The sequence below is a fragment of the Tannerella forsythia genome (assembly GCF_003860135.1).
Lineage (GTDB): Bacteria > Bacteroidota > Bacteroidia > Bacteroidales > Tannerellaceae > Tannerella > Tannerella forsythia_A.
Genome location: NZ_RQYN01000022.1, coordinates 1 through 19954, shown reverse-complemented (window position 1 = coordinate 19954; position 19954 = coordinate 1). Strand labels below are relative to the sequence as shown.

General features: G+C 52.0%; 16 protein-coding genes. 7 read left to right on the top strand and 9 right to left on the bottom strand.

From position 1 onward, the window contains the following. Window positions 1–22: 22 nt before the first annotated feature. The 3 genes from EII41_RS07150 to EII41_RS07140 are packed head-to-tail and all read left to right on the top strand — an operon-like array spanning window position 23 to window position 4192. Complete coding sequence (locus EII41_RS07150; RefSeq protein WP_124790030.1) at window positions 23–1600, top strand: RagB/SusD family nutrient uptake outer membrane protein; 1578 nt, start codon at window positions 23–25, stop codon at window positions 1598–1600. 48 nt (window positions 1601–1648) lie between these two features. Continuing rightward, window positions 1649–2785, top strand: a complete 1137-nt coding sequence (locus EII41_RS07145) for a SusF/SusE family outer membrane protein (protein WP_260425515.1) — start codon at window positions 1649–1651, stop codon at window positions 2783–2785. A gap of 30 nt (window positions 2786–2815) precedes the next feature. Next, window positions 2816–4192 carry a SusF/SusE family outer membrane protein gene (locus tag EII41_RS07140; protein WP_185711861.1) on the top strand — a complete coding sequence of 459 codons (1377 nt, stop codon included), beginning with the start codon at window positions 2816–2818 and terminating at the stop codon, window positions 4190–4192. 104 nt (window positions 4193–4296) lie between these two features. On the opposite strand, the gene EII41_RS14140 is transcribed toward EII41_RS07140, so the two are convergent. From EII41_RS14140 to EII41_RS07130, 3 genes are all read right to left on the bottom strand, one after another. Next, window positions 4297–4548 (bottom strand): DUF4469 domain-containing protein, encoded by a 252-nt coding sequence (locus EII41_RS14140; protein WP_185711860.1) that lies wholly within the window; start codon window positions 4546–4548, stop codon window positions 4297–4299. Window positions 4549–4916: 368 nt separating this feature from the next. Beyond that, window positions 4917–5072, bottom strand: coding sequence for a hypothetical protein (locus tag EII41_RS14135; RefSeq protein ID WP_185711859.1), 156 nt, complete (start codon window positions 5070–5072; stop codon window positions 4917–4919). 300 nt (window positions 5073–5372) lie between these two features. Further along, window positions 5373–6005 (bottom strand): trimeric intracellular cation channel family protein, encoded by a 633-nt coding sequence (locus EII41_RS07130; RefSeq protein WP_124751742.1) that lies wholly within the window; start codon window positions 6003–6005, stop codon window positions 5373–5375. 285 nt (window positions 6006–6290) lie between these two features. On the opposite strand from EII41_RS07130, the gene EII41_RS07125 reads away from it, so the two are divergent. Together EII41_RS07125 and EII41_RS07120 are read left to right on the top strand one after the other, a co-directional pair. Beyond that, the gene (locus EII41_RS07125; RefSeq protein ID WP_124790028.1) at window positions 6291–9566 is read left to right on the top strand and encodes a SusC/RagA family TonB-linked outer membrane protein; all 3276 of its coding nucleotides are present in this window, start codon (window positions 6291–6293) and stop codon (window positions 9564–9566) included. Between the two features lie 30 nt (window positions 9567–9596). Continuing rightward, window positions 9597–11357, top strand: a complete 1761-nt coding sequence (locus tag EII41_RS07120) for a RagB/SusD family nutrient uptake outer membrane protein (RefSeq protein WP_124790027.1) — start codon at window positions 9597–9599, stop codon at window positions 11355–11357. Window positions 11358–11481: 124 nt separating this feature from the next. Here EII41_RS07120 and miaB read toward each other — a convergent pair whose 3' ends face one another. The 4 genes from miaB to EII41_RS07100 all read right to left on the bottom strand — a co-directional run bounded on the left by miaB (window position 11482) and on the right by EII41_RS07100 (window position 16024). Further along, window positions 11482–12837 carry a tRNA (N6-isopentenyl adenosine(37)-C2)-methylthiotransferase MiaB gene (miaB, locus tag EII41_RS07115; protein ID WP_124790026.1) on the bottom strand — a complete coding sequence of 452 codons (1356 nt, stop codon included), beginning with the start codon at window positions 12835–12837 and terminating at the stop codon, window positions 11482–11484. 100 nt (window positions 12838–12937) lie between these two features. Next, complete coding sequence (locus EII41_RS07110) at window positions 12938–14392, bottom strand: metallophosphoesterase (RefSeq protein ID WP_124790025.1); 1455 nt, start codon at window positions 14390–14392, stop codon at window positions 12938–12940. A gap of 12 nt (window positions 14393–14404) precedes the next feature. Beyond that, window positions 14405–15241 carry an endonuclease/exonuclease/phosphatase family protein gene (locus tag EII41_RS07105; RefSeq protein ID WP_124790024.1) on the bottom strand — a complete coding sequence of 279 codons (837 nt, stop codon included), beginning with the start codon at window positions 15239–15241 and terminating at the stop codon, window positions 14405–14407. Between the two features lie 30 nt (window positions 15242–15271). Continuing rightward, window positions 15272–16024: an acyl-[acyl-carrier-protein] thioesterase gene (locus EII41_RS07100; RefSeq protein ID WP_124790023.1), complete on the bottom strand. Its 753-nt coding sequence runs from the start codon at window positions 16022–16024 to the stop codon at window positions 15272–15274. A 464-nt stretch (window positions 16025–16488) separates the two neighbouring features. Here EII41_RS07100 and EII41_RS07095 point away from each other — a divergent pair, with 464 nt between their 5' ends. Beyond that, window positions 16489–16671 carry a hypothetical protein gene (locus EII41_RS07095; RefSeq protein ID WP_124790022.1) on the top strand — a complete coding sequence of 61 codons (183 nt, stop codon included), beginning with the start codon at window positions 16489–16491 and terminating at the stop codon, window positions 16669–16671. A gap of 24 nt (window positions 16672–16695) precedes the next feature. Here EII41_RS07095 and pgl read toward each other — a convergent pair whose 3' ends face one another. Next, window positions 16696–17388, bottom strand: coding sequence for a 6-phosphogluconolactonase (pgl, locus tag EII41_RS07090; RefSeq protein ID WP_124790021.1), 693 nt, complete (start codon window positions 17386–17388; stop codon window positions 16696–16698). Beyond that, on the bottom strand, window positions 17388–18923 hold the full coding sequence (gene zwf / locus EII41_RS07085; RefSeq protein ID WP_124790020.1) for a glucose-6-phosphate dehydrogenase: 1536 nt from the start codon (window positions 18921–18923) through the stop codon (window positions 17388–17390). Before zwf ends, pgl begins: the two co-directional genes overlap by 1 nt. 371 nt (window positions 18924–19294) lie before the next feature. On the opposite strand from zwf, the gene EII41_RS07080 reads away from it, so the two are divergent. Continuing rightward, on the top strand, window positions 19295–19744 hold the full coding sequence (locus EII41_RS07080; RefSeq protein WP_124751756.1) for a YhcH/YjgK/YiaL family protein: 450 nt from the start codon (window positions 19295–19297) through the stop codon (window positions 19742–19744). The last annotated feature ends 210 nt before the right edge of the window (window positions 19745–19954 follow it).

Here is a 19954-nt window from a genome sequence, read left to right as displayed (position 1 = left end):
ACCGAATAAAGTGCAAATCATTATGAAACGAAATACGATAAAATCATGGATTATTACGGCCGCATTGTCTTTTTCAATGTCGGGCATGGTATCGTGCGTAGGTGATCTGGATGTGACGCCGATCGATCCGAGCGTCACGATGGAATTTGACCAGAACAAAGTCTTTACGAAGATTTACGCGACGATGGGGTTGACCGGCCTCGAAGGGCCTGCCGGATCGGGCGATATCGACGGCCTCGACGAAGGAACGTCCGACTTCTTCCGACTGATCTGGAACATGAACGAACTTTCGACCGACGAAGCGCATTGCTGCTGGGGCGACGGGGGAATACCCGAACTCAATTACAACGCGTGGGGCGCGTCGCACGAGTATGTGACGGGACTTTACTACCGTCTGTATTTCAACGTGACGTTATGTAACTTCTTCCTCGAACAGACGGAAGGGAAAACCGACGGCGAAAGCGTGGCACAGCGCGCCGAAGCGCGTTTTATGCGTGCTCTGAACTATTATTACCTGATCGATATGTTCGGAAAAGTACCGTTCGTAACGAAGGTATCGACCGAGAACCCGTCGCAGGCAGAGCGTGCCGAGCTCTTCCAATTCGTCGAAAAAGAGCTGCTCGAAGCATCCGAAACGATGAAAGACCCGCGAACGAATGCCTACGGCCGCGCCGATAAAGCGGCGGCATGGCTCCTGCTGGCGCGTCTCTACCTGAACGCCGAGGTATATACCGGCACGGCGCAATGGGCCAAGGCGGCCGAATACGCACAGAAAGTAATGAGTACGTCGTACAGCCTGTCTCCGGTATATAAGCACCTGTTTATGGCCGATAACAACGGCAGCTCTGTGAACAAGGCGAATACGGAGATTATCCTGCCGATTTTGCAGGATGGCGCCACGACACGTAACTTCGGTGGCTCCCTGTTCCTGATTGCCTCGACGCATAAAACGAAAGACATGCCGGCTTACGGAACGACCGAAGGATGGGCCGGAAACCGTTGCCGTCCGCAACTGGTAAAGAAGTTCTTCCCGACGAGCGACGCTCCGAATGCCGAGACGGATCAGATCATCAAGGCGGCGAAAGACGACCGCGCCCTGTTCTTCGGCAAAGACCGCACCTTATCGGTCGACGACGCGTCGAAGTTCGAAAGCGGCTTTTCCTTCGTCAAATTCTCGAACCTGCGTGCCGACGGCGCTTCGACCAGCGACTCGAAACATGCCGATATGGATGTGCCGCTGCTGCGTCTGGCCGAAGCCTACCTGACGTTTGCCGAAGCGACGGTACGACAGAACGGAGGCGCTACGGCGGCGGCCACCGATGCGATCAACACCCTGCGCAAACGCGCCAACGCCAAAACGGAAACATCGTACACCCTCGACCATATCTTGGACGAATGGTCGCGCGAGTTCGCCTTCGAAGGACGGCGACGCTCCGACCTGATCCGTTTCGGCAAGTTCGGAGGCAATACGAACTATGTATGGCAATGGAAAGGCGGCGTGAAAGACGGTACGAGCTTCGGCAAGCACCTTAACCTCTACCCGATTCCGGAGAACGACCTGAACGTGAACAACAATCTGGTACAACATCCGGGCTATTAATCTTCCGGCAACGGAAATTGAACATGTCAAAACAAACAGATAAAGATCATGATGAAAAATAGAAATAAAATAGCAGTCATGCTGCTGGCCGGGTTATCGTTCGTTTTTGCTTCGTGCGACGACGACCGCAACTCCAACCCGACGTTGCAGAACCCGACGAAATTCGTCCTGAACACACCGGCCTACGCCGAGGGCGCCGTGTACGATCTGGAAAACTCGTCGTCCGTAGAGCTTACCTGCTCGCAACCCGACTACGGCTTCACGGCCGCTACGGTCTATTCCGTACAGGTATCGCTCGACAACGACTTTACGACCGAAGGGAAGTTCGCCACGCTGGCCACGACATACACAACGGCCAAGATGGCCATCGATGCGGCCGAAATCGCCGTGGCACAAACTACGCTGGCACTGGAGAAGGGAATCACGGAAGACCGCTTCCCGCTTACTTCGAAACTGTATGTTCGACTCAAGGCGGCGTTAACGAACGGCAAAGGCGAAATCTTCTCCAATGTGGCTACGCTCCGTACGCGAACGAAGTTTGCACTCAGCCCCATTGTCCTGCCCAAGACGATGAACATCGTCGGCAGTACGATCGGCGACTGGAAATGGGAAGATGCCATGGAGATGGTACCTACCTGGGCCAAGAACGGTACGTTCTGGCGTATCCTCTACTTCGAAAAGGACGCGGAGATGAAATTCAACATCGAGAAAAGCTGGGACGGTCAGGAATTCGGCGGTTCGGCCACACTCGAAGACCATGCCAATGCGGGCCTTTCCGACGCCGGAGGTAACCTTAAGGTAGCGCAGGCCGGATGGTACCTTGTCGTCATCAAAACGGCCGTCGAAGGACGTAACCTGAAATATACCGTCGCGTTCGAAAAACCGAACGTCTATCTGATCGGCGGGGTGGCTCACGAAGGCAAATGGGAAATCCTCGATGAGAACCTCTTTACCGTGCCGGCCGATGCCAAAGGCGACTTCGTGTCTCCTCCGTTCAGCAATACGGCCGAAGTACGCATGTGTGTGAAGATTGCCGACGAAGACTGGTGGCACTCCGAATTTATCGTCTTTGCCGACGGAAAAATCGCTTACCGCGGCTCGGGCGACGATCAGGAACGTTACGCGCAGCCGGCAGGCAAACGCGCTTACCTGAACTTTATGACCGGTAAGGGACGTTATGAATAAATGTAAAGTGAAATGATAAACTATACGGATATGAAAAAGTGGTCAATCTATATGATGCTGTGTTCGGTTTTTATCCTCACGGCATGCACGGAAGATTTTAACAGTGATGTAGCTGCTCCTCAGCAATGGGAGCAGGAACAAGCCAAGACGATCGGCTTCAAGGCCGAGAAGGTCGAAGCCATCGACCTGAACACCGTGACATCGGAGAAAGTGAAAGTCTGCTCGATTACGAAGCCGACACTCACCGCAGGACGAGTGAAAGGATACGCCTTGTATCTGAACGAACAGGTTACACTCGAAGTCGACAGTTTGGGACAGGTGAAAACAAGCGCGTTGCAGGATTCGATCGTTTCGATCTACGGCAGGCGTCCCGAACTGCGTACCCTCAACGCACGATTGTATGCCCTCCTCGCTTTGGGCGGACAGACACTCCGTTCGGACAGTGTGGCGCTGACATTGGCCGTCAAGCCGAAAGCACCTTTTATCGATAAGGCGTATTACCTGATCGGGAATATGAACGATTGGAAGGCCGACGATGTGTCGAAGCTCATCAAACTGAATCAAAGCGGCGACGTGTACGAGAATCCCGTCTTCTCAATGATACTCAAAGTGCCGGAAAACTGCTACTGGAAAGTCATCCCGCAAACACGCGTCGATGCCTTTACAAAAGGCGAGGCGGAAAATGTATGGGGCGAGGGCGTACTGGGCTGTGCCGTCGATGGCGACGAATCGACCTCCGGCAAACTCGTGGTCAACGGTAACGCCATGAAGATCAAAGACGGCGGATGGGTGAAAATCGAACTCAATATGCTCGATTACACGTATAAAGTCACCGTACTGGGCAACGTCAGTCCGTTCCTCTACGTGCCGGGCAATCATCAGGGATGGTCGCCGGCAACGGCTCCTTTCGTTCATTCGACCGATTTCATGAACTACAGCGGCTTCGTATCGCTCGACGGCGAGTTTAAGTTTACGTCCGAAAAAAGTTGGGACGGCACCAACTACGGCGCCGGAACGAAAGACGGAACCCTCTCGACCGATGGCGAGGCAGGCAACCTGAAAGCCGAAAAAGGCTTCTATCTGCTGAAGGCGAACATCTCGTCGCTCACGTGGTCGGCCGTGCTCATCAAAACCTTCGGACTGATCGGCAGCGCAACGGACGGCGATTGGAACACTTCTACGCCGATGACGTTCGATGCCGCCAAAAGCGAATATTCGATCACCGCCACCCTGAAAGACGGAGAGCTGAAGTTCCGCGCCAACGATACGTGGGACATCAATCTCGGCGGCGATCCGGAGAATCTGACCCTCGGCGGTGCCAACATCGCCGTCAACGCCGGTACGTATAAGATCACCCTGTCGCTCTCCAACGCGCAGAAATATACCTGCACGATGGTGAAACCATAAGGACGACGATACATACGCGCCCATAGAAAGAGAGGGTATGTCTCAAAACGTAATGTTTGGGCATACCCTCTTACAATCGCCCGACAGCCTAATACCGATTCGATTTATACATTCAACATATACTCGAACTCACAGATACGAGGTTCTTTCGGCATGTTTTTAGTCCCCGAAAACTGCGTCGTCAGGACGATACGGTAATCGCCGGGGGCGGCGGGTACGATAAACGTTATCTTCGACGGATCGTCTTCATTGAGCGTTTTGCTCCTTACGACTCGACCGAAACAGTCATCTTTCCGGTTCGTAATGGAAAGGTCGTACAATTCCACCATTACTTTGTTTTTTTCGGTTGTTGCCATGACAGTTCATTTTTTTAGTAAAACAACTTTAAACCGAAGAGCATCGTTGAACTTCCGAAGAGCAAAATTGGACTTCCGAAGAGCAAATTAGTACCTCCGAAGTAGAAATTAGTACTTCCGAAGGGCAAATTAGTACCTCCGAAGTAGAAATTAGTACTTCCGAAGTAGAAATTAGTACTTCCGAAGAGCAAATTAGTACCTCCGAAGAGCAAATTAGTACCTCCGAAGTAGAAATTAGTACTTCCGAAGGGCAAATTAGTACTTCCGAAGAGCAAAATTGAACCTCCGAAGTAGAAATTAGTACTTCCGAAGGGCAAATTAGTACTTCCGAAGAGCAACGTCAGCCTGAAATATTCGTTTTGATTACCTCACTCCCCTTTCGGATAGTCCGAGTAGAGGAGATATTTCGCGCGGATTTCGGCGTCGGGTGCTCCGGCAAGGATTTGTTTGCGCAGCGATCCGTTCCGGCCGGCAGATCGAACCATCGCGGCCGGTTGAAAATGCGTTCCCCGCACGACACGCACGCCCCTTCGGCGCAAGCAGTAGGGGGCCGGAACAAACGACTTTTTAGTGTCCTGTCCTGAAATTTGATGTTAAACCCAAATTACGCGATACACTGTTCGGCGGGTACCATTATTTAATGGGCAATGGTCAATAGTTAATGGTTATGCCGGGTACGATGCCTTTTTCCCCAACGCTTCGCTTTGGGCTGAATTATTCTCCCCCGCTGCTGTCAGCCGATATGTTCAACCATCCAACCATTCGACACTTGGAAACACCCGCAAAGCTTCCGTTTTACTTGCTGTTCCGTCACAGACACGGAGTCAATGTTTCATTTTGGGGAGCTTCCAGTGGTATTTGACGGCAAGTACGCGCATCAACAAGATCGTGCCGGCCGAAAGCAGTTCGCATACTTCATTGCTGTAACCGAACGTCATGCAAAGCGCAAACACAACTCCCCCCATCACGCAGGCCAGCGCATAGACCTCCTGCCGAAAGACGAGCGGCGTTTCGTTGATAAAAATATCGCGTACCACTCCGCCGGCGATCCCTGTAATCGTACCCATCGTAATAGCCACCCAGAACGGATAATTCAGTTCGAGCGTCTTCTCTACGCCGATGACGACGAAGAGCGCCAGACCGATCGCGTCGAAGATAAAGAACGGCGTGTCCAGCCGTACCAATTGCTTGCTGAAAATAAGTACAATCACCATCCCCAACAACGTACAGTACATGTACGAGGGACTCAGCATCCAGAACGGAGTGACATCGAGTAGCAAATCGCGCAATGTTCCGCCACCGATAGCGGTAACGAGCCCCACCACAAATGCCCCGAACCAGTCGAACTCTTTCGCCGCCGCCAAGCGGATACCGCTGATGGCAAAAACAATCGTTCCCGCATATTCGATCATATCCCTGAGCGAAAACAGCGAGGTATAATCTTGCAATGACTCCATTTTATTTCTCTTGCCTGTTTGTTTGAAGTTGCAAAGATATAACACCTTATGACTTTTTATTCGGTGAGATGAGAAAAATCATGTTTAATAACATAGATTTTACTTTTCAAAAAAGTACCACTTTTTAAAAAAATATGCTTTACTTTGAACCGTCTTACCAAAAAAGACGACTCGTGGTTTTCCTTTTTTAAAAAAGCGTTTTTACGGAAGCAAAGTCGCCAATCGTCTTTTTCAGACAATACAAATAACAAACACAATCTTTAATTAATCTTTTCATTTTCTATCATGATGCACAAGCAATCAGTATTGAAACACGGAGTCGGTATGGCATGCGGCCTGTTGCTTGCAACAGGCGCACCTACCCTTCCGTCGTATGCAGAGAATGTGACTGTTGCCGTTACGCAGCAGTCGAGAACCGTTTCAGGAACGGTCGTAGATGAACAAGGCATCCCTTTGTTGGGAGTGAACGTGTCCGTTTCCGGCACAACGACGGGAACGATCACCGACATTGACGGTAAATTTACGCTCGAAGTACCGGCGGGAGCACAATTGACGTTCTCCTACATCGGTTTTATTTCTCAGACACACTCCTCATCAGCCAATCTGTCGAGGATCGTACTGAAAGAAGACACACAAAAATTGCAGGAAGTCGTTGTCGTAGGATACGGCACGCAGCAGAAGAAAGACATCACCGGCTCGGTGGCTGTGGTAGACGCAGACGAAATGTTGAAAACACCCGCCGCCTCGGCTACGCAGCAATTGCAAGGACGCGCTGCCGGCGTGGTGATCGGCTCCACCGGTTCGCCCGGCTCGAAGTCGATGGTACGTATCCGCGGTATCGGTACGGTCAACGACAACGGGCCGCTTTATGTGATCGACGGAGTGTCCACCCGTAACCAGAACCTCAACAGCATCAACCCGAACGACATCGAGAGCATGCAGGTGCTGAAAGACGCTTCTTCGGCCGCGATCTACGGAGCAGAGGCTTCGAACGGGGTCATCCTCATCACCACAAAAAAAGGATTGAAAACCGGCCAGCGTCCGAAATTGACGTACGACGGATACTTCGGCGGCTCGATGACCGGCAAGAAGTATGATGTTCTGAACGCCACCGACCGCCTGAACGTGGAATGGGCGGCACAAGCCGGCGGCTATAAGCTTAGAGGAAGCAATGACCTTCCTTCGCACGAGCAATTCGGCACCGGCGCAACACCTTCAATCCCGAATTATCTTTCAACAGAAGGAGCACGAGGCCAGCAGTTGAACCCGGCCGATTACAGCTATCCGGGCAATCAAATGGTTCCCTGGGATGCGCAGGGAACAGACTGGTGGGACGAGTTAAGCCGTACCGGTATGATTCAGAACCATCAACTCTCCTTGCAGGGCGGTTCGAACCACGGTTCCTACCTGTTCTCGGCCAACTATTACGATCAGGAAGGAACGGTGATCCACCAATATTTCCGTCGTTATCAGATCCGCGCCAATACGTCGTACAACGTACGCGACTGGTTACGCGTGGGGGAAAACCTGACGTACGCATGGACAAAAGATAACGGTCTGAATGAAAACTCCGAGCAAAATACTCCTTATTCGTGGACGTATCGCGCTTCGCCGTGGGTGCCGGTATATGATATACAGGGACATTTCGCCGGATCGAAAATCGCCGGTACCGGAAACTTCGAAAATCCGGTGGCCGCGGCTATCCGGAACAAAGACAATTACTGGTCTAATACCCGTATCTTCGGAAATATCTGGGGGGAAGTCGATTTGATGAAAGACCTGACATTCCATACCAGTTTCGGTATCGACTATACCGGAAATTACAGTTACAGTATGTCGAAGAAAAATTTAGAATTCTCCGAAACCCCCGGTGTGAACGGACTGACCGAAGAGGCCGGGTTTAATTTCCGGTGGGTATGGACGAATACGTTGACATTCGACCGGACGTTCAACGAGGTGCACAAACTCAACTTATTGGTAGGAACCGAAGCCGTTCGCGACGGACTGGGACGCAGTATGTCTGGCTATCGCCGGAATTATCTGTACGAAGATAACATCAGCACTTGGACGTTGAATATGGGCGAATACAACGATTTCCGTAATGCGGAATCCGACTACAGAGGCGAATTTGCTTCGTTCGGTATCTTCGGGCGTGCCAACTACTCGTTTGCCGATAAATATTTGTTGACGGCAACGGTACGTCGCGACGGCGTATCGCGTTTCTCGAAATCGAACCGTTACGGAACGTTCCCGTCTCTTTCGGCCGCATGGCGCGTTTCTTCCGAAGAGTTTATGAATGATTTCGAATGGCTCGACGACCTGAAGCTGCGTGTCGGATACGGACAGGCCGGTAACTCGACCTTCCCGAGAGCTACCAATTTTGCCTCATATTTTTCGACAGACCCGAGCCGTACGAATTATGACTTTACAGGCAAACAAATATCTACGCAGTTGGGTTACCGGATGGGAACAATCGGCAACCCGGATACGAAGTGGGAGCGTGTAGAAACGACGAATATCGGGTTGGATGCGACTTTCCTCGGCGGTAAATTCTCGACCAACGTAGAATGGTGGTATAAGAAAAGTACGGATATGCTCGTAGAAGCCGTTTATTCAAGTTTAGCCGGAGGAGCGGACAAACCGTATATCAATATCGGCGATATGAAGAATACGGGAGTCGATTTTATGCTCAACTATCAGGACAGAAGCGGAGACCTTTCATGGAATGTGAATCTGAACGTTTCAGCCTATAAGAACGAAGTCCTGAAAATCGGCGTCTCGGACAAGGCCGCGAAATACAGCTATTTCGACCGAATTTCAGGTCCCATATCCCGTACGACGAAAGGGCATCCGATCAGCGAGTTTTACGGATATAAAATCAACGGATTCTATGAATCGGCCGAAGAAGTAAACGCATTGACTCCGCTGGGTGAAACGGCCGGGAAATTTGATCCCAAAACATATATCGGTAAATTCAAATATCATGATGTGGACGGCGACGGTAAGATTACGACTGACGACCGCGATGTGCTCGGATCGCCGCATCCCGACTTCACGACGGGATTGAATGTCGGATTGGGATACAAAGGCTTTGATTTTTCAATGTTCTGGTATGCCTGTGTCGGAAACGAGATTTTCAACGTAACAAAATATTTTACCGACTTCTGGATGTTTAACGGAAACCGTTCCAGCCGTATGCGCGATCTCTCGTGGGAGCCGGGCAAGAAGAATGCCATCCTGCCGATTCTGGACAAACAAGACAACAAATCGGGAACGAACGCGAACTCGTACTATGTGGAAGACGGAACGTACGCACGGATGAAGAACATTACGCTGGGTTATACCCTTCCGAAAAACTGGCTCCGGAAAGCGACGATCGAGAACCTGCGCTTCTACGTTCAGGCCGAAAATCTGCTGACGATTACGGGCTATAAGGGAATCGACCCTGAAGTAACGAACCGGAACAAAACAGCCTCGGGCGGCGATTTGGAAAAAGGAATTGACGCGGGTGCTATTCCAAGCAGTATCAAATTTATCTTTGGTGTCAATCTGGTCTTCTGATCTATTTGTATCATCTTAAAAAATAACATCATGAAACGAATTATATATACCATCAGTCTGACAGCCGCGGTTCTGGGGATGACTTCGTGCGGCGAAGATTTTCTTTACAAAGATCCCCAAGGAAGCATCTCTCAGGGTACGTTAGAAAACGCGCAAGGGGTAGAGCTGCTGACCACAAACGCGTATGCGAACCTGACGGAGAACGGCTGGGGAGCGACCCCCTTCAACTGGGTGTTCGGCAGTATCATCGGAGGCGATGCCAACAAGGGTTCGTCGGCCGGCGACCAGTCGGTTGTCAACGAAATAGAAACGTATGCCCCGCTTACGACGAACAGCTATGTAAAGCAAAAATGGGACTGGACCTACAAAGGTGTGCAGCGGTGTAATATTGCCTTGAGAACATTGAAGAAAGCGAAAGATATGGCTCCGGAAGTCGCCAAATCGCGCGAAGGCGAGTTGTTCTTCCTGCGTTCGCTGTATTACTTTGAAGGCGTAAAACTAATGGGGCCCTCTTCGCTGGCTTGGGTACCTTGGGACAACGAAGAAAATGACCCGAAAGTATACAACGGTACGGATATCTATCCGAACATCATGGCCGAAATCGATCAGGCCATTTCGTTATTGCCCGAGAAACAGGGCGAAGTCGGACGCGTGAATGTATGGGCTGCCAAAGCGTTGAAAGCAAAGATGCTGATGCAGCAAGGCAAAATGGCAGAAGCCAAACCGGTCTTAGCCGATCTGTTGGCCAACGGACAGACATCGAACGGATTGAAGTACGGGCTGGAAGATAACCTGAACAACAACTTCAACGCCTTTACGGATAACGGCAAAGAATCGATCTTCGCTGTGCAGCATTCGGTCGACGCCAATGACAACGGATTGCCGGGCTATTCGCTGAACTTCCCGCACAATGTGGACGACAGCGCGCCGGGCGGTTGCTGCGGATTCTTCCAGCCCTCGTACGACCTCGTCAACTCGTATCAAGTCGATGCCGACGGATTGCCGTATCTCGACTATTCTTATCGCAGCAAACCCAGCGTGTCGGTGTTCGACGGAAGCGCGCCGGCCGGCAGTCAATTTAAGAATGACTTCACGATCGCCGTAGACCCGCGTCTCGACTTCGCCGTAGGGCGTCAGGGCGTTCCGTTTAAAGACTGGGGGATTTGCTTTAAAGACGGTTACGGAATCCGTGACAAAGGAAATGGCGGGATCTTCCTGCCTAAGAAACACGTATGGACGAAAGCCGAAGAAGAGGCGGGGCTTGCTTCGCGCAGCCGATACGCAGGCTGGGCACCGGCCGTTGCCTTGAACATGCAGTACCTCTCGGTACGCGATATGATTCTGCTTTACGCCGAATGTCTGGCCAACGACGGAGAATTGGCGGCTGCCATGGAGCAAGTGAACAAAATCCGTACACGTGCCGGCAACGAGGCGAATATCATTCAATTCCCCGACGGAAACGGACAGAAATATGTAGTTAAAACGTATCCGTCTACTCACGCCGCGTTTACGGACAAGAATACGTGTATCGCCGCCATCCGCTTCGAACGCAAGCTGGAACTGGCCATGGAAGGACAACGCTGGTACGACTATGCACGGTGGGGAAAAGAAGTGATGAAGAAAGAAACTTCGGCCTACGTAACGTATGAGAAACAATACCTTTCGAAGTTCGTTTCGGCATCGACAACCTTCGATAAAGTGTATTTCTTTGTGCCCGACGCCCAGATTAAAGATAAAGGAGTGGACGAAAACGGTAAGCCTTACCTCGTTCAGAACGATCTGTGGAAGTAAAAATCGTTTTATTAATCGTTGAGTAATTTGTGAAAAAGAGCAGGCAACATCCGGTTGCTTGCTCTTTTTCTTTGACAGGTATCCCAACTTGCGGATTCGTGTTCTTTTATTTAAGACTGATTCGTCAGTCGTCGACAGCCTGTCCCAAGAGCGTAGCCGAGGTAGCGTCTTCGATACGCACGTTCACATACTGGCCGATGCGGTGTGTACCCTTATCGAAAATTACGACTTTGTTGTGTTCCGTATGTCCGAACAGGCGGTCGCGCGACCGTTTGGAGAACCCTTCCACAAGCACCTCGAACGTTTTCCCGATGTCGCGGCGATTGCTCGCTTCCGAGAGTTGATTCTGCAAGTCGATCATCCCCTGCAATCGTCTGACCTTAACTTCTTCCGGCACATCGTCGGGGAGATGCTTGGCGGCATAGGTGCCCGGCCGCTCGGAATATTTGAACATAAAGGCCGAGTCATAGCCTACTTCGCGCATCAGCGACAAGGTTTCTTCGTAGTCTTCTTCTGTTTCGGAATGATAGCCGCAGAAGAGATCGGTCGAGATGGCGCACTCCGGCAGAATGCGGCGTATGGCGGCGATACGGTCGAGGTACCACTCGCGTGTGTATTTACGATTCATCACGGCCAGCATACGCGAACTGCCCGACTGTGCCGGCAAATGAATAAACTTGCAGATGTTTTTGTGCGTGGCCATGACGTGAAGCATCTCGTCGCTCATATCTTTCGGGTGCGAAGTCATAAAACGGATGCGCATCTCGGGCACCTCCGCCGCGACCCGGTCGAGGAGTTGCGGAAAACCGATGACTTCGCCATCGGGCGTCTCGTAACGGTACGAGTTAACGTTTTGCCCGAGCAGCGTCACGTCTTTGTAACCTTTCTGCCGCATGTCGCGTATCTCGTTCAGAATGCTGTCGATGTCGCGGCTTCTCTCCCGCCCGCGGGTGTAAGGTACGATGCAGTAGGAGCAGAAGTTATTGCAGCCTCGCATGATGGAGACGAAGCCGGTCACGTGCACGCCCGCCATCTTGAGCGGTATCACGTCGCGATACGTCTCCTGCGTCGACAGTTCGACATGGACCGCCTTCTCTCCCCGCTCAACGGCTCCGACAAGGTTCGGCAAATCCATGTACGAATCGGGACCGGCCACCAGATCAGCACCGTGCTGATGTACCAGCTCTTCTTTCACACGCTCGGCCATACAACCGAGTACCCCGATAATCAGATGTTTCTTTTGCTTGCGCAACGACTGAAAATATTGCAATCGCCCGACGACACGTTGTTCGGCATTGTCGCGCACCGAACAGGTATTGACGAAAATCGCGTCCGCCTCATGAATATCGTTCGTCAGTTCGTATCCATCGGTCTGCATGACCGAAGCCACGACCTCACTATCTGCCACATTCATCTGGCATCCGTATGTTTCAATATATAACCGGCGATCGCCCGTATGTTTTTTTGTTTCTATCTCCATCCCTTCCTTTCCAAAAATAAGGGCGCAAATTTACACGATAATCTTCAATTTCGGTAACATCCCCCCGGCTTTCACGCCCATACAAATGGAATACAAGGCGTTAATCCGGGATAAAAAGCATGCTTTCGGGCAAAGTCGTTTCGCGGATATCTTTGCTCGAAAAGCCGACTTCCAGCACCTGCCCCATATAACTTTCGAAATAGAGCACTTTCAATTCATGCCATCCCGCCTCCAACGCGATCTTGCCCTCCTTCCGCCGCGGACTGCCGGAGCCGTCGTTATCGACGACTTCATGTCCGTCGATGAGCAGGCGCGATCCGTCGTCGGAGAACGTATAGAAACGATAGACCCCTCGTTCGGGAACATTGACCCATGTCCGGAACTCGTAGCCGAAGTAATCTTCGCGCGGGGCTTCACGAATCGAGAGCGTAGGCATCGTTCCTTTCGCAACCGGTTCGCTCTGCGTCATCTCATGCGTCGATTGGAAATCGCCTTCATAATAGGTATAGCTCACGCCCTGTTTCGTAGGAGCGCCTTCCCGTGCCGGCAGGTACTGCATACCCGTTTCGTCGGCTGCCGAAAGTCCCGAAGGGAAATAATAAAGCTGCTCTTTCCCCGACGGGGTACGAATCCACGTATCGAACCGGAACTTGTCCTGATACAACTCGATGATCCGCGCACCGCGTTCGAGTTTGCCGTACGCATCCGCCCCCGTGACCCGTCCGAAAGCCAAGGCGATGTCGTACTCGATCCCGATAAAATCGTTGTCGTGATCATGCCCGGCAAATACCCCCATGACGTCCCTCATCTCAACGAGTGAGGCAAAAAGTCCCGAATTGATTTTAGGAGAAGCGTTCCCCTCTCCTTTCGTCCCGAGCGTCGTATGGCGTCCCTCCACGTGATCGTACTCGGGGAGCGGGATATGAAAGAAAGCCAGCGCGGGCAACGGCACGCCTCCGTTCGTTTGCGTATAATGTCGGCTCGTCTGCCTGTACCATTCGATCTGATCGAAACGAATCCAGTCGTAATGCCCGTATTTCGTTTGCGCGGGATAGTCGTTCGAATCGAAGCAGTAGAGCAACGCGGCAACATCGGCCGATTGCGCGTGCAGAACGGATAACACATCATTCCCTGTGCCGTGAATGTCCGCAGGCCCCTCCTCTCCCACGAAATACGGAGCATCTTTCAGCAGAGAAAATATCTCCTCTCGTGATATTCCGGCTTCAGCATCGTGATTTCCCATGGTGACGGCAAAAGGAATTTTCGCTTCCGCAAAGATGGCGGCAATAGCCTGCCAGGCCTCACGTGCCGGCGCATCGGTCACGACATCGCCGGTCAGAATAGCCAGATGAGGGTTTTCGGTATCGAGTACATGCTTGATGGTCGCGACGGTCGCCGCGCAGTTCGGAGAGCGATGGCTCCAATGCAGGTCGGTAAACTGTGCGATGCGGAAGCGTCCCGCTTTATCGAAACGAAGCGCAATCGACTCGTCTTTGGCTTGCAATGCCCCAGCATATACGCATAAAAGCATAAGGAAGAAACACCACTTTTTCATAGCAAAAACGTTTTATTTCCACACAAGTTTAGCGACCACAGGGGCATGATCCGAAAGGTAGACGCCGTCTTTTTTTTCGGGTAGCGTTTCATAGGTCTGCACGGTGAAACCGTCCGTCAGAAAAACGTAATCGATCAGCGGACGTTCTTTTTCGGCAATCCTCCCGAAGTTATGAAACGTCCCCCGCAGGCCGGTCACGTTTTGCGCAACGGAGCGGCTGTCGCGTAATGTCTGAGTCACGTGGGTAAACACATCCGTATCGGGCGTGGCATTGAAATCGCCCGTAAGGATTACCGGCAGACCGCGCCTCAAGGCCTCGGTGCGGTGGAGCAACAGCGCAACGCCCTCGCGACGGGCAACTTTCCCGACATGGTCGAGATGCGTATTGATGAAAAACAGCTCGCGTCCCGTCTTTTTCTCCTTCAAAATCGCCCACGTAGCCATGCGCTCGCAGGCGCCGTCCCAACCTTTCGAGCCGGCCACCTCAGGCGTTTCGCTCAGCCAGAACCACCCGGAGTCGATGGCTTCGAACCGGTCGGCACGATACAGAATCGCGCTGTATTCTCCTTTTTCCTTTCCGTCTTCGCGTCCGGCGCCGATCGCCCGGTATTCCGGCAACCGTTCCTTCAAATCGTTCAACTGATGGGCGAGGACTTCCTGCGTGCCGAGCAGATCGACACCGCGCGCACGGATCACTTCGGCCGCCACTTCTTTGCGATGGGGCCAGGCGTTTTCGCCGTCACCCGCATGATCGTAACGAATATTGAATGTCATCACACACAACTCGGCCGGTTTCTCCGAAAAAGAGAGCAGCAACGGCAACACTAATAATCCGAATATTTTCTTCATGATGCTTTGATTTTTATGTAACTGAATAAACTAACGAAATTCTACTTCAGCGCGACAGATCGCTTTACCCTCGTGACAGATGGCGGTGGCGTAACGTGCGTCTCCGAGGCTTTTCCGGTACAGGGCAAGCTCCATGCCATACCGCCCCTCGGCCAGAAAAGCGATTTCAAACCGCGCGACCGACCGCGTACGATACATTTCGATATCGAACAGGTCGAGCATCGCCTCTATGTATTTGATACTGTTGAAATGGCCGTTGATATCAAGATCGCTGTATGTTACGGTATAGTTTACGGGTTGGGCATCGGGCGACCGTTCGGCAGCCGCCGGTTTTCCCGATATCGAGACGGGACACGGCCGATCTGTCAGATAGTCGGACAATCCTGTTTCGACAAGCGATACAGGGCGGCGTGTCGTTTTATCGATCGCCGCCCATACCGAGCGCGCGTAACCGAGCGTTTCACCGCCCGATGTCGTAATTTCAAAACATCGGTACGTAAAAATTCGCTCCACACATTCGACCCAAGTCGTGATCCGTATCGGTTCGGAGAGACGAGTTCCGTCGGCGATTTCGATGGCCAGCCGCGAGAGCACCCAGGCCGTATTCCGGGCTTCCATATCGTCGTAACCGTAGCCACGCTCAGTCGCATGGCATGTAGCCGCATGCAACAGATAGTTGCCTAACGTGGGGATGGTCACCCTGCCCCTGAAATCGAGCGAATACACTTCTGTTTGGTACGCGTACGTCCCGAGTTTCCCGATGGGCTGCTTCGTCTTCTTCATATCGTCACCTTATTTGAATCTGTTTTCCGGCAAAGATAGTTTTTTTAGACGTACGGCACTCGTTCAAAGTCTGATTTATGACCAAATTACGCGATACACTGTTCGGCATTTACCATTAATCATGGACGTACGAATATATGACAATGATTATGTCAGGCTTACAGCCCTCCGCCGGGATGCGATGCTTTTTTCCCCAACGCTTCGCATTGGGCTGAATTATCTCGCCCTTTCAGGGCTCTCGGTTAATTGTTATACCGGGTACATGGTTCAGCGTGTACCATGCATAACAATTGACAATTAACCATTGACAATTATTTAACCAAGGGCTGAAAGCCCGGATTATTTCAGCCCCATCCCGCAAGGGTGGGGATCGACATCCGAACCTTGTTCGGAGGGCTGAAGGCCTGAATGAAATTCATTATGATTTGTTCTATTGCGGAATCCGGGGTTATACCCCATCAGCGATGAAAAACTTACAAAAAGAGAAAAAAACTCTTACGAAACGTTCGAATATCCGGGGACGATGGAATAACGGTTTAGACCATGCGTGCACCCTCGCATGGAGTATGCATGCACCCTCGCACGAACCATGCGTGCATCCTCGCACGGACTATGCGTACACCTATGCACGGACAGCCCGTGCATAGATGATCGGTTTACCGTCGTATGGGTTACAGCTTTCCGGCTGCGGCTTCGTCGAGATAGTAAACGAGGTTTCCGTCCGGCGCGACGCGCGTAGCCGGCAACGTAAGGTTCTTTTTGCGTACTACCTCATCGAGAATCTCCTGCTTACCCGCTCCGGTGCAGAGGAAAACCACCTCTTTGGCGCGATTAATCACGCCACCGGTAAGGGTAACGCGCCGCTGTCCGCTCTGCGGATGAGTAGCCAAAGCCACGACATCCTCCGTATCGAAAAGCGACAAGTTATCGGGGAAAATAGAGGCCGTATGACCGTCTTCGCCGATGCCGAGGATGATCAAGTCGAACTGCGGGAAACCGTCGGCAAAGGGCACCTGTTCGCGGATGCTCCGCTCGTACATGGACAGGGAGCGGCGCTCGTCGGGGTCGTACCGGACGGGGAAAGCCGATGTTTCGGGCACGATGCCCGAAGCGATCAGGATACGATGGAAGACGCCGAAGTTACTCTCGTCGTCGGTTGGCGGCACCATCCGCTCGTCGACCCAAAAGAAACGTATCTTCGACCAGTCGGTTTGCGTGTATTTTTCTGCGATGGTACGAAAAAGAAGTTTCGGGGTAGAGCCTCCGGACAACGCGACGGTTGCTCCTTTTTCGGCCATGCGTGACAGTAATTCGGCCAGATGCAGACACGTTTCTTCTGCCGTACGATATCTGTTCAGTGTCATCAGAGTTCGCAATAAGAGTTATCGGATGTCAGATTTTTGCAGGGGTAGCGCCACTCGTAGCCGTCGGCAGCGAGCAACGCATCGGCTTGTTCGGGTCCCCACGAGCCGGCCGGATAACCATACACGGGGATGGCCGGATTTTCGTGCCAGGCATCGAGGATGGGCTGCACAAACTGCCACGTAGCTTCTACCGCGTCACCACGCTGATAGAGGGTAGCATCGCCCGTCATGCAGTCGGACAACAGCCGTTCGTAAGCGTCGGGGATATGCCGTTCGTCGAGCGACGAGTAACGGAAATCCATACCGACCTGATCGACGTGGAAACCGGCTCCGGGCACTTTCATCCCGAACTTGAGCAGAATGCCTTCGTCGGGCTGGATGCGTATCACGAGCTGATTCCCGATGTTCTCGATGCCGTTCTTACGGGCGAAGATCCGGTGCGGATTGGGGCGGAAATGCACGACAACTTCCGTGACGCGCGTAGGCAGACATTTGCCGGTACGGATGTAGAACGGTACTCCGCTCCATCGCCAGTTGTCGATGAAACACTTCATCGCCACGAACGTTTCCGTCTTCGAGGCAGGGTCGACCCCTTTCTCATCGCGGTAAGCCTTCTGTGCCACGCCCCGAATCGTCGACGAGGTGTACTGGCCGCGCACCACGTATTCGGGAACCTGCTCCGTGGTCATCCGACGCAGGGAGAGAAAGACTTTCAGCATCTCGTTACGGATGGCATTGGCGTCGGACGAAACAGGCGGCTCCATCGCGGCGATGGCCAGCAACTGGAGCAAGTGATTCTGAAGCATATCGCGCAGAGCTCCGGCGGTTTCGTAATACCCCGCACGCGATCCGACCCCCAACGCCTCGGACGAGGTAATTTCGACGTATTCGATGTAGTTCCGGTTCCACAGCGGCTCGAAGATGCTGTTCGAGAAACGTGTTACCAGCATGTTTTGAACCGTCTCCTTACCCAGATAATGATCGATACGGTAGATTTGTTCTTCGTCGAAATAACGAAGCAATTCGCGATTCAGCTGCACCGCGCTCGCGTAATCGTGTCCGAAAGGTTTTTCGATAATCAGTCGTTTCCATCCTCCCGTCTGACAGGCCAGCCCCGCGTGATGCAACGATTCCGCCACCGAGGCATACATAAACGGCGGTATGGCAAAGTAATAAAGGTAGTTCGCGTGGCACGCGACCGTTTGCGAGAGCGATTCGAGGCGTGTTTTCAGTCCCTCGTAGTCGGTCGGATTGTTCGTATCCATCGTATGATAGTGCAAATTCGCGGCGAAACGTTCCACCGATTCGTCGTTGACGAACGAAGCCGGAGCGAACTGTTTCACTCCGCCGGCCATTTTGTCACGAAATTCGCCGTCGGTCAGCGATGCGCGTCCCACACCGAGTATGCCGAATTGCTCGGGCATCAGTTTCTGATAATACATGTCGTAGAGCGCGGGGATCAGCTTGCGCCATGTCAAGTCACCCGATGCTCCGAAGATGACTAATATAAAGTTTTTCTGTTCTTTTATTTCCATATTGCTGTTTCATTACTTTTTCACAAACATAGATAAAAAAGCCGAGATTTTTATCCATGAACCCGATATTATCCCAAATAATTTTTTCTCCTAACGTAATCCGTCGATTTTCAGGGCTCCATTTATTCGGCATCATCTGAAAAACGCCGTAATCCTTTTCACCGACGTTCCAAAACCGTGTGAAGAGGCAAGAAAAGGCTGCCGAATCGGAAGAGAAAACAAGCCTCGAGAGCCGTTTTAAAATCATTTGTGGGTATTTTGCATTTCTTCGTATAACAAAAAAGACCATCCGGCAGTTATTAATAGCGGAAAACAATGCCGGACGAATGCGGCTGCCTGCGCTTGTCCGGCCATCTAAAAACAGATATATGATGATAGTAGATTCTTTACGGAACTCGAAACATGTCGAGTCGTTGCATCCTTTGTTCAAAAAGGCCTTCGATTATCTTAAAGAGACAGACTTCTCACACATAGAAGACGGGAAAATCGAAACCGACGATCCCCGCCTGTTCTTCTCCGTCTCCACGCTTCGCGGAAAAGACCCGCAAGATGCCGTAATGGAAACGCACGAGAAATACATCGACATCCTGACTCCCATCGTCGGCGTGGAAAGCATCGGATGGAAAGCCGGCGACGAGCTGATGATCATCTCCCAACCCTACGACGCCGAAAAAGACCGCACACTCTATTACGATTTCCCGACAACGTACACGAAACTGTATCCCGGACAGTTCGCCGTCTATTTTCCCGAAGACGGACACGCGCCGGGCATCGGACAAGGGAACATCCGCAAAGTCGTGGCCAAAGTGGCGGTCGAATAAACGAGCCATTCGTCCGTCGCCACTCATCTCCCTCGACAAGATACATTTATGCAGTTTTGTATGATGCTTGCAGCAGCCCACAAAGGCATCATACAGTTTTGCATGATGCTTGCAGCAGCCCCGCAAGCGTCATACAGTTTCGCATGATGCTTGCAGCAGCCCCGCAAGCGTCATACAGTTTCGCATGATGCTTGCAGCAGCCCCGCAAGC

What these genes read in the sequence shown, in the direction of transcription:
- EII41_RS07150 (WP_124790030.1), top strand. Translation starts at nt 23, where the DNA reads ATGAAACGAAATACGATAAAATCATGGATTATTACGGCCGCATTGTCT.
- EII41_RS07145 (WP_260425515.1), top strand. Translation starts at nt 1,649, where the DNA reads ATGATGAAAAATAGAAATAAAATAGCAGTCATGCTGCTGGCCGGGTTA.
- EII41_RS07140 (WP_185711861.1), top strand. Translation starts at nt 2,816, where the DNA reads ATGAAAAAGTGGTCAATCTATATGATGCTGTGTTCGGTTTTTATCCTC.
- EII41_RS14140 (WP_185711860.1), bottom strand. Translation starts at nt 4,548, where the DNA reads ATGGCAACAACCGAAAAAAACAAAGTAATGGTGGAATTGTACGACCTT.
- EII41_RS07130 (WP_124751742.1), bottom strand. Translation starts at nt 6,005, where the DNA reads ATGGAGTCATTGCAAGATTATACCTCGCTGTTTTCGCTCAGGGATATG.
- EII41_RS07125 (WP_124790028.1), top strand. Translation starts at nt 6,291, where the DNA reads ATGATGCACAAGCAATCAGTATTGAAACACGGAGTCGGTATGGCATGC.
- EII41_RS07120 (WP_124790027.1), top strand. Translation starts at nt 9,597, where the DNA reads ATGAAACGAATTATATATACCATCAGTCTGACAGCCGCGGTTCTGGGG.
- miaB (WP_124790026.1), bottom strand. Translation starts at nt 12,837, where the DNA reads ATGGAGATAGAAACAAAAAAACATACGGGCGATCGCCGGTTATATATT.
- EII41_RS07110 (WP_124790025.1), bottom strand. Translation starts at nt 14,392, where the DNA reads ATGAAAAAGTGGTGTTTCTTCCTTATGCTTTTATGCGTATATGCTGGG.
- EII41_RS07105 (WP_124790024.1), bottom strand. Translation starts at nt 15,241, where the DNA reads ATGAAGAAAATATTCGGATTATTAGTGTTGCCGTTGCTGCTCTCTTTT.
- EII41_RS07100 (WP_124790023.1), bottom strand. Translation starts at nt 16,024, where the DNA reads ATGAAGAAGACGAAGCAGCCCATCGGGAAACTCGGGACGTACGCGTAC.
- EII41_RS07095 (WP_124790022.1), top strand. Translation starts at nt 16,489, where the DNA reads ATGAAAAACTTACAAAAAGAGAAAAAAACTCTTACGAAACGTTCGAAT.
- pgl (WP_124790021.1), bottom strand. Translation starts at nt 17,388, where the DNA reads ATGACACTGAACAGATATCGTACGGCAGAAGAAACGTGTCTGCATCTG.
- zwf (WP_124790020.1), bottom strand. Translation starts at nt 18,923, where the DNA reads ATGGAAATAAAAGAACAGAAAAACTTTATATTAGTCATCTTCGGAGCA.
- EII41_RS07080 (WP_124751756.1), top strand. Translation starts at nt 19,295, where the DNA reads ATGATAGTAGATTCTTTACGGAACTCGAAACATGTCGAGTCGTTGCAT.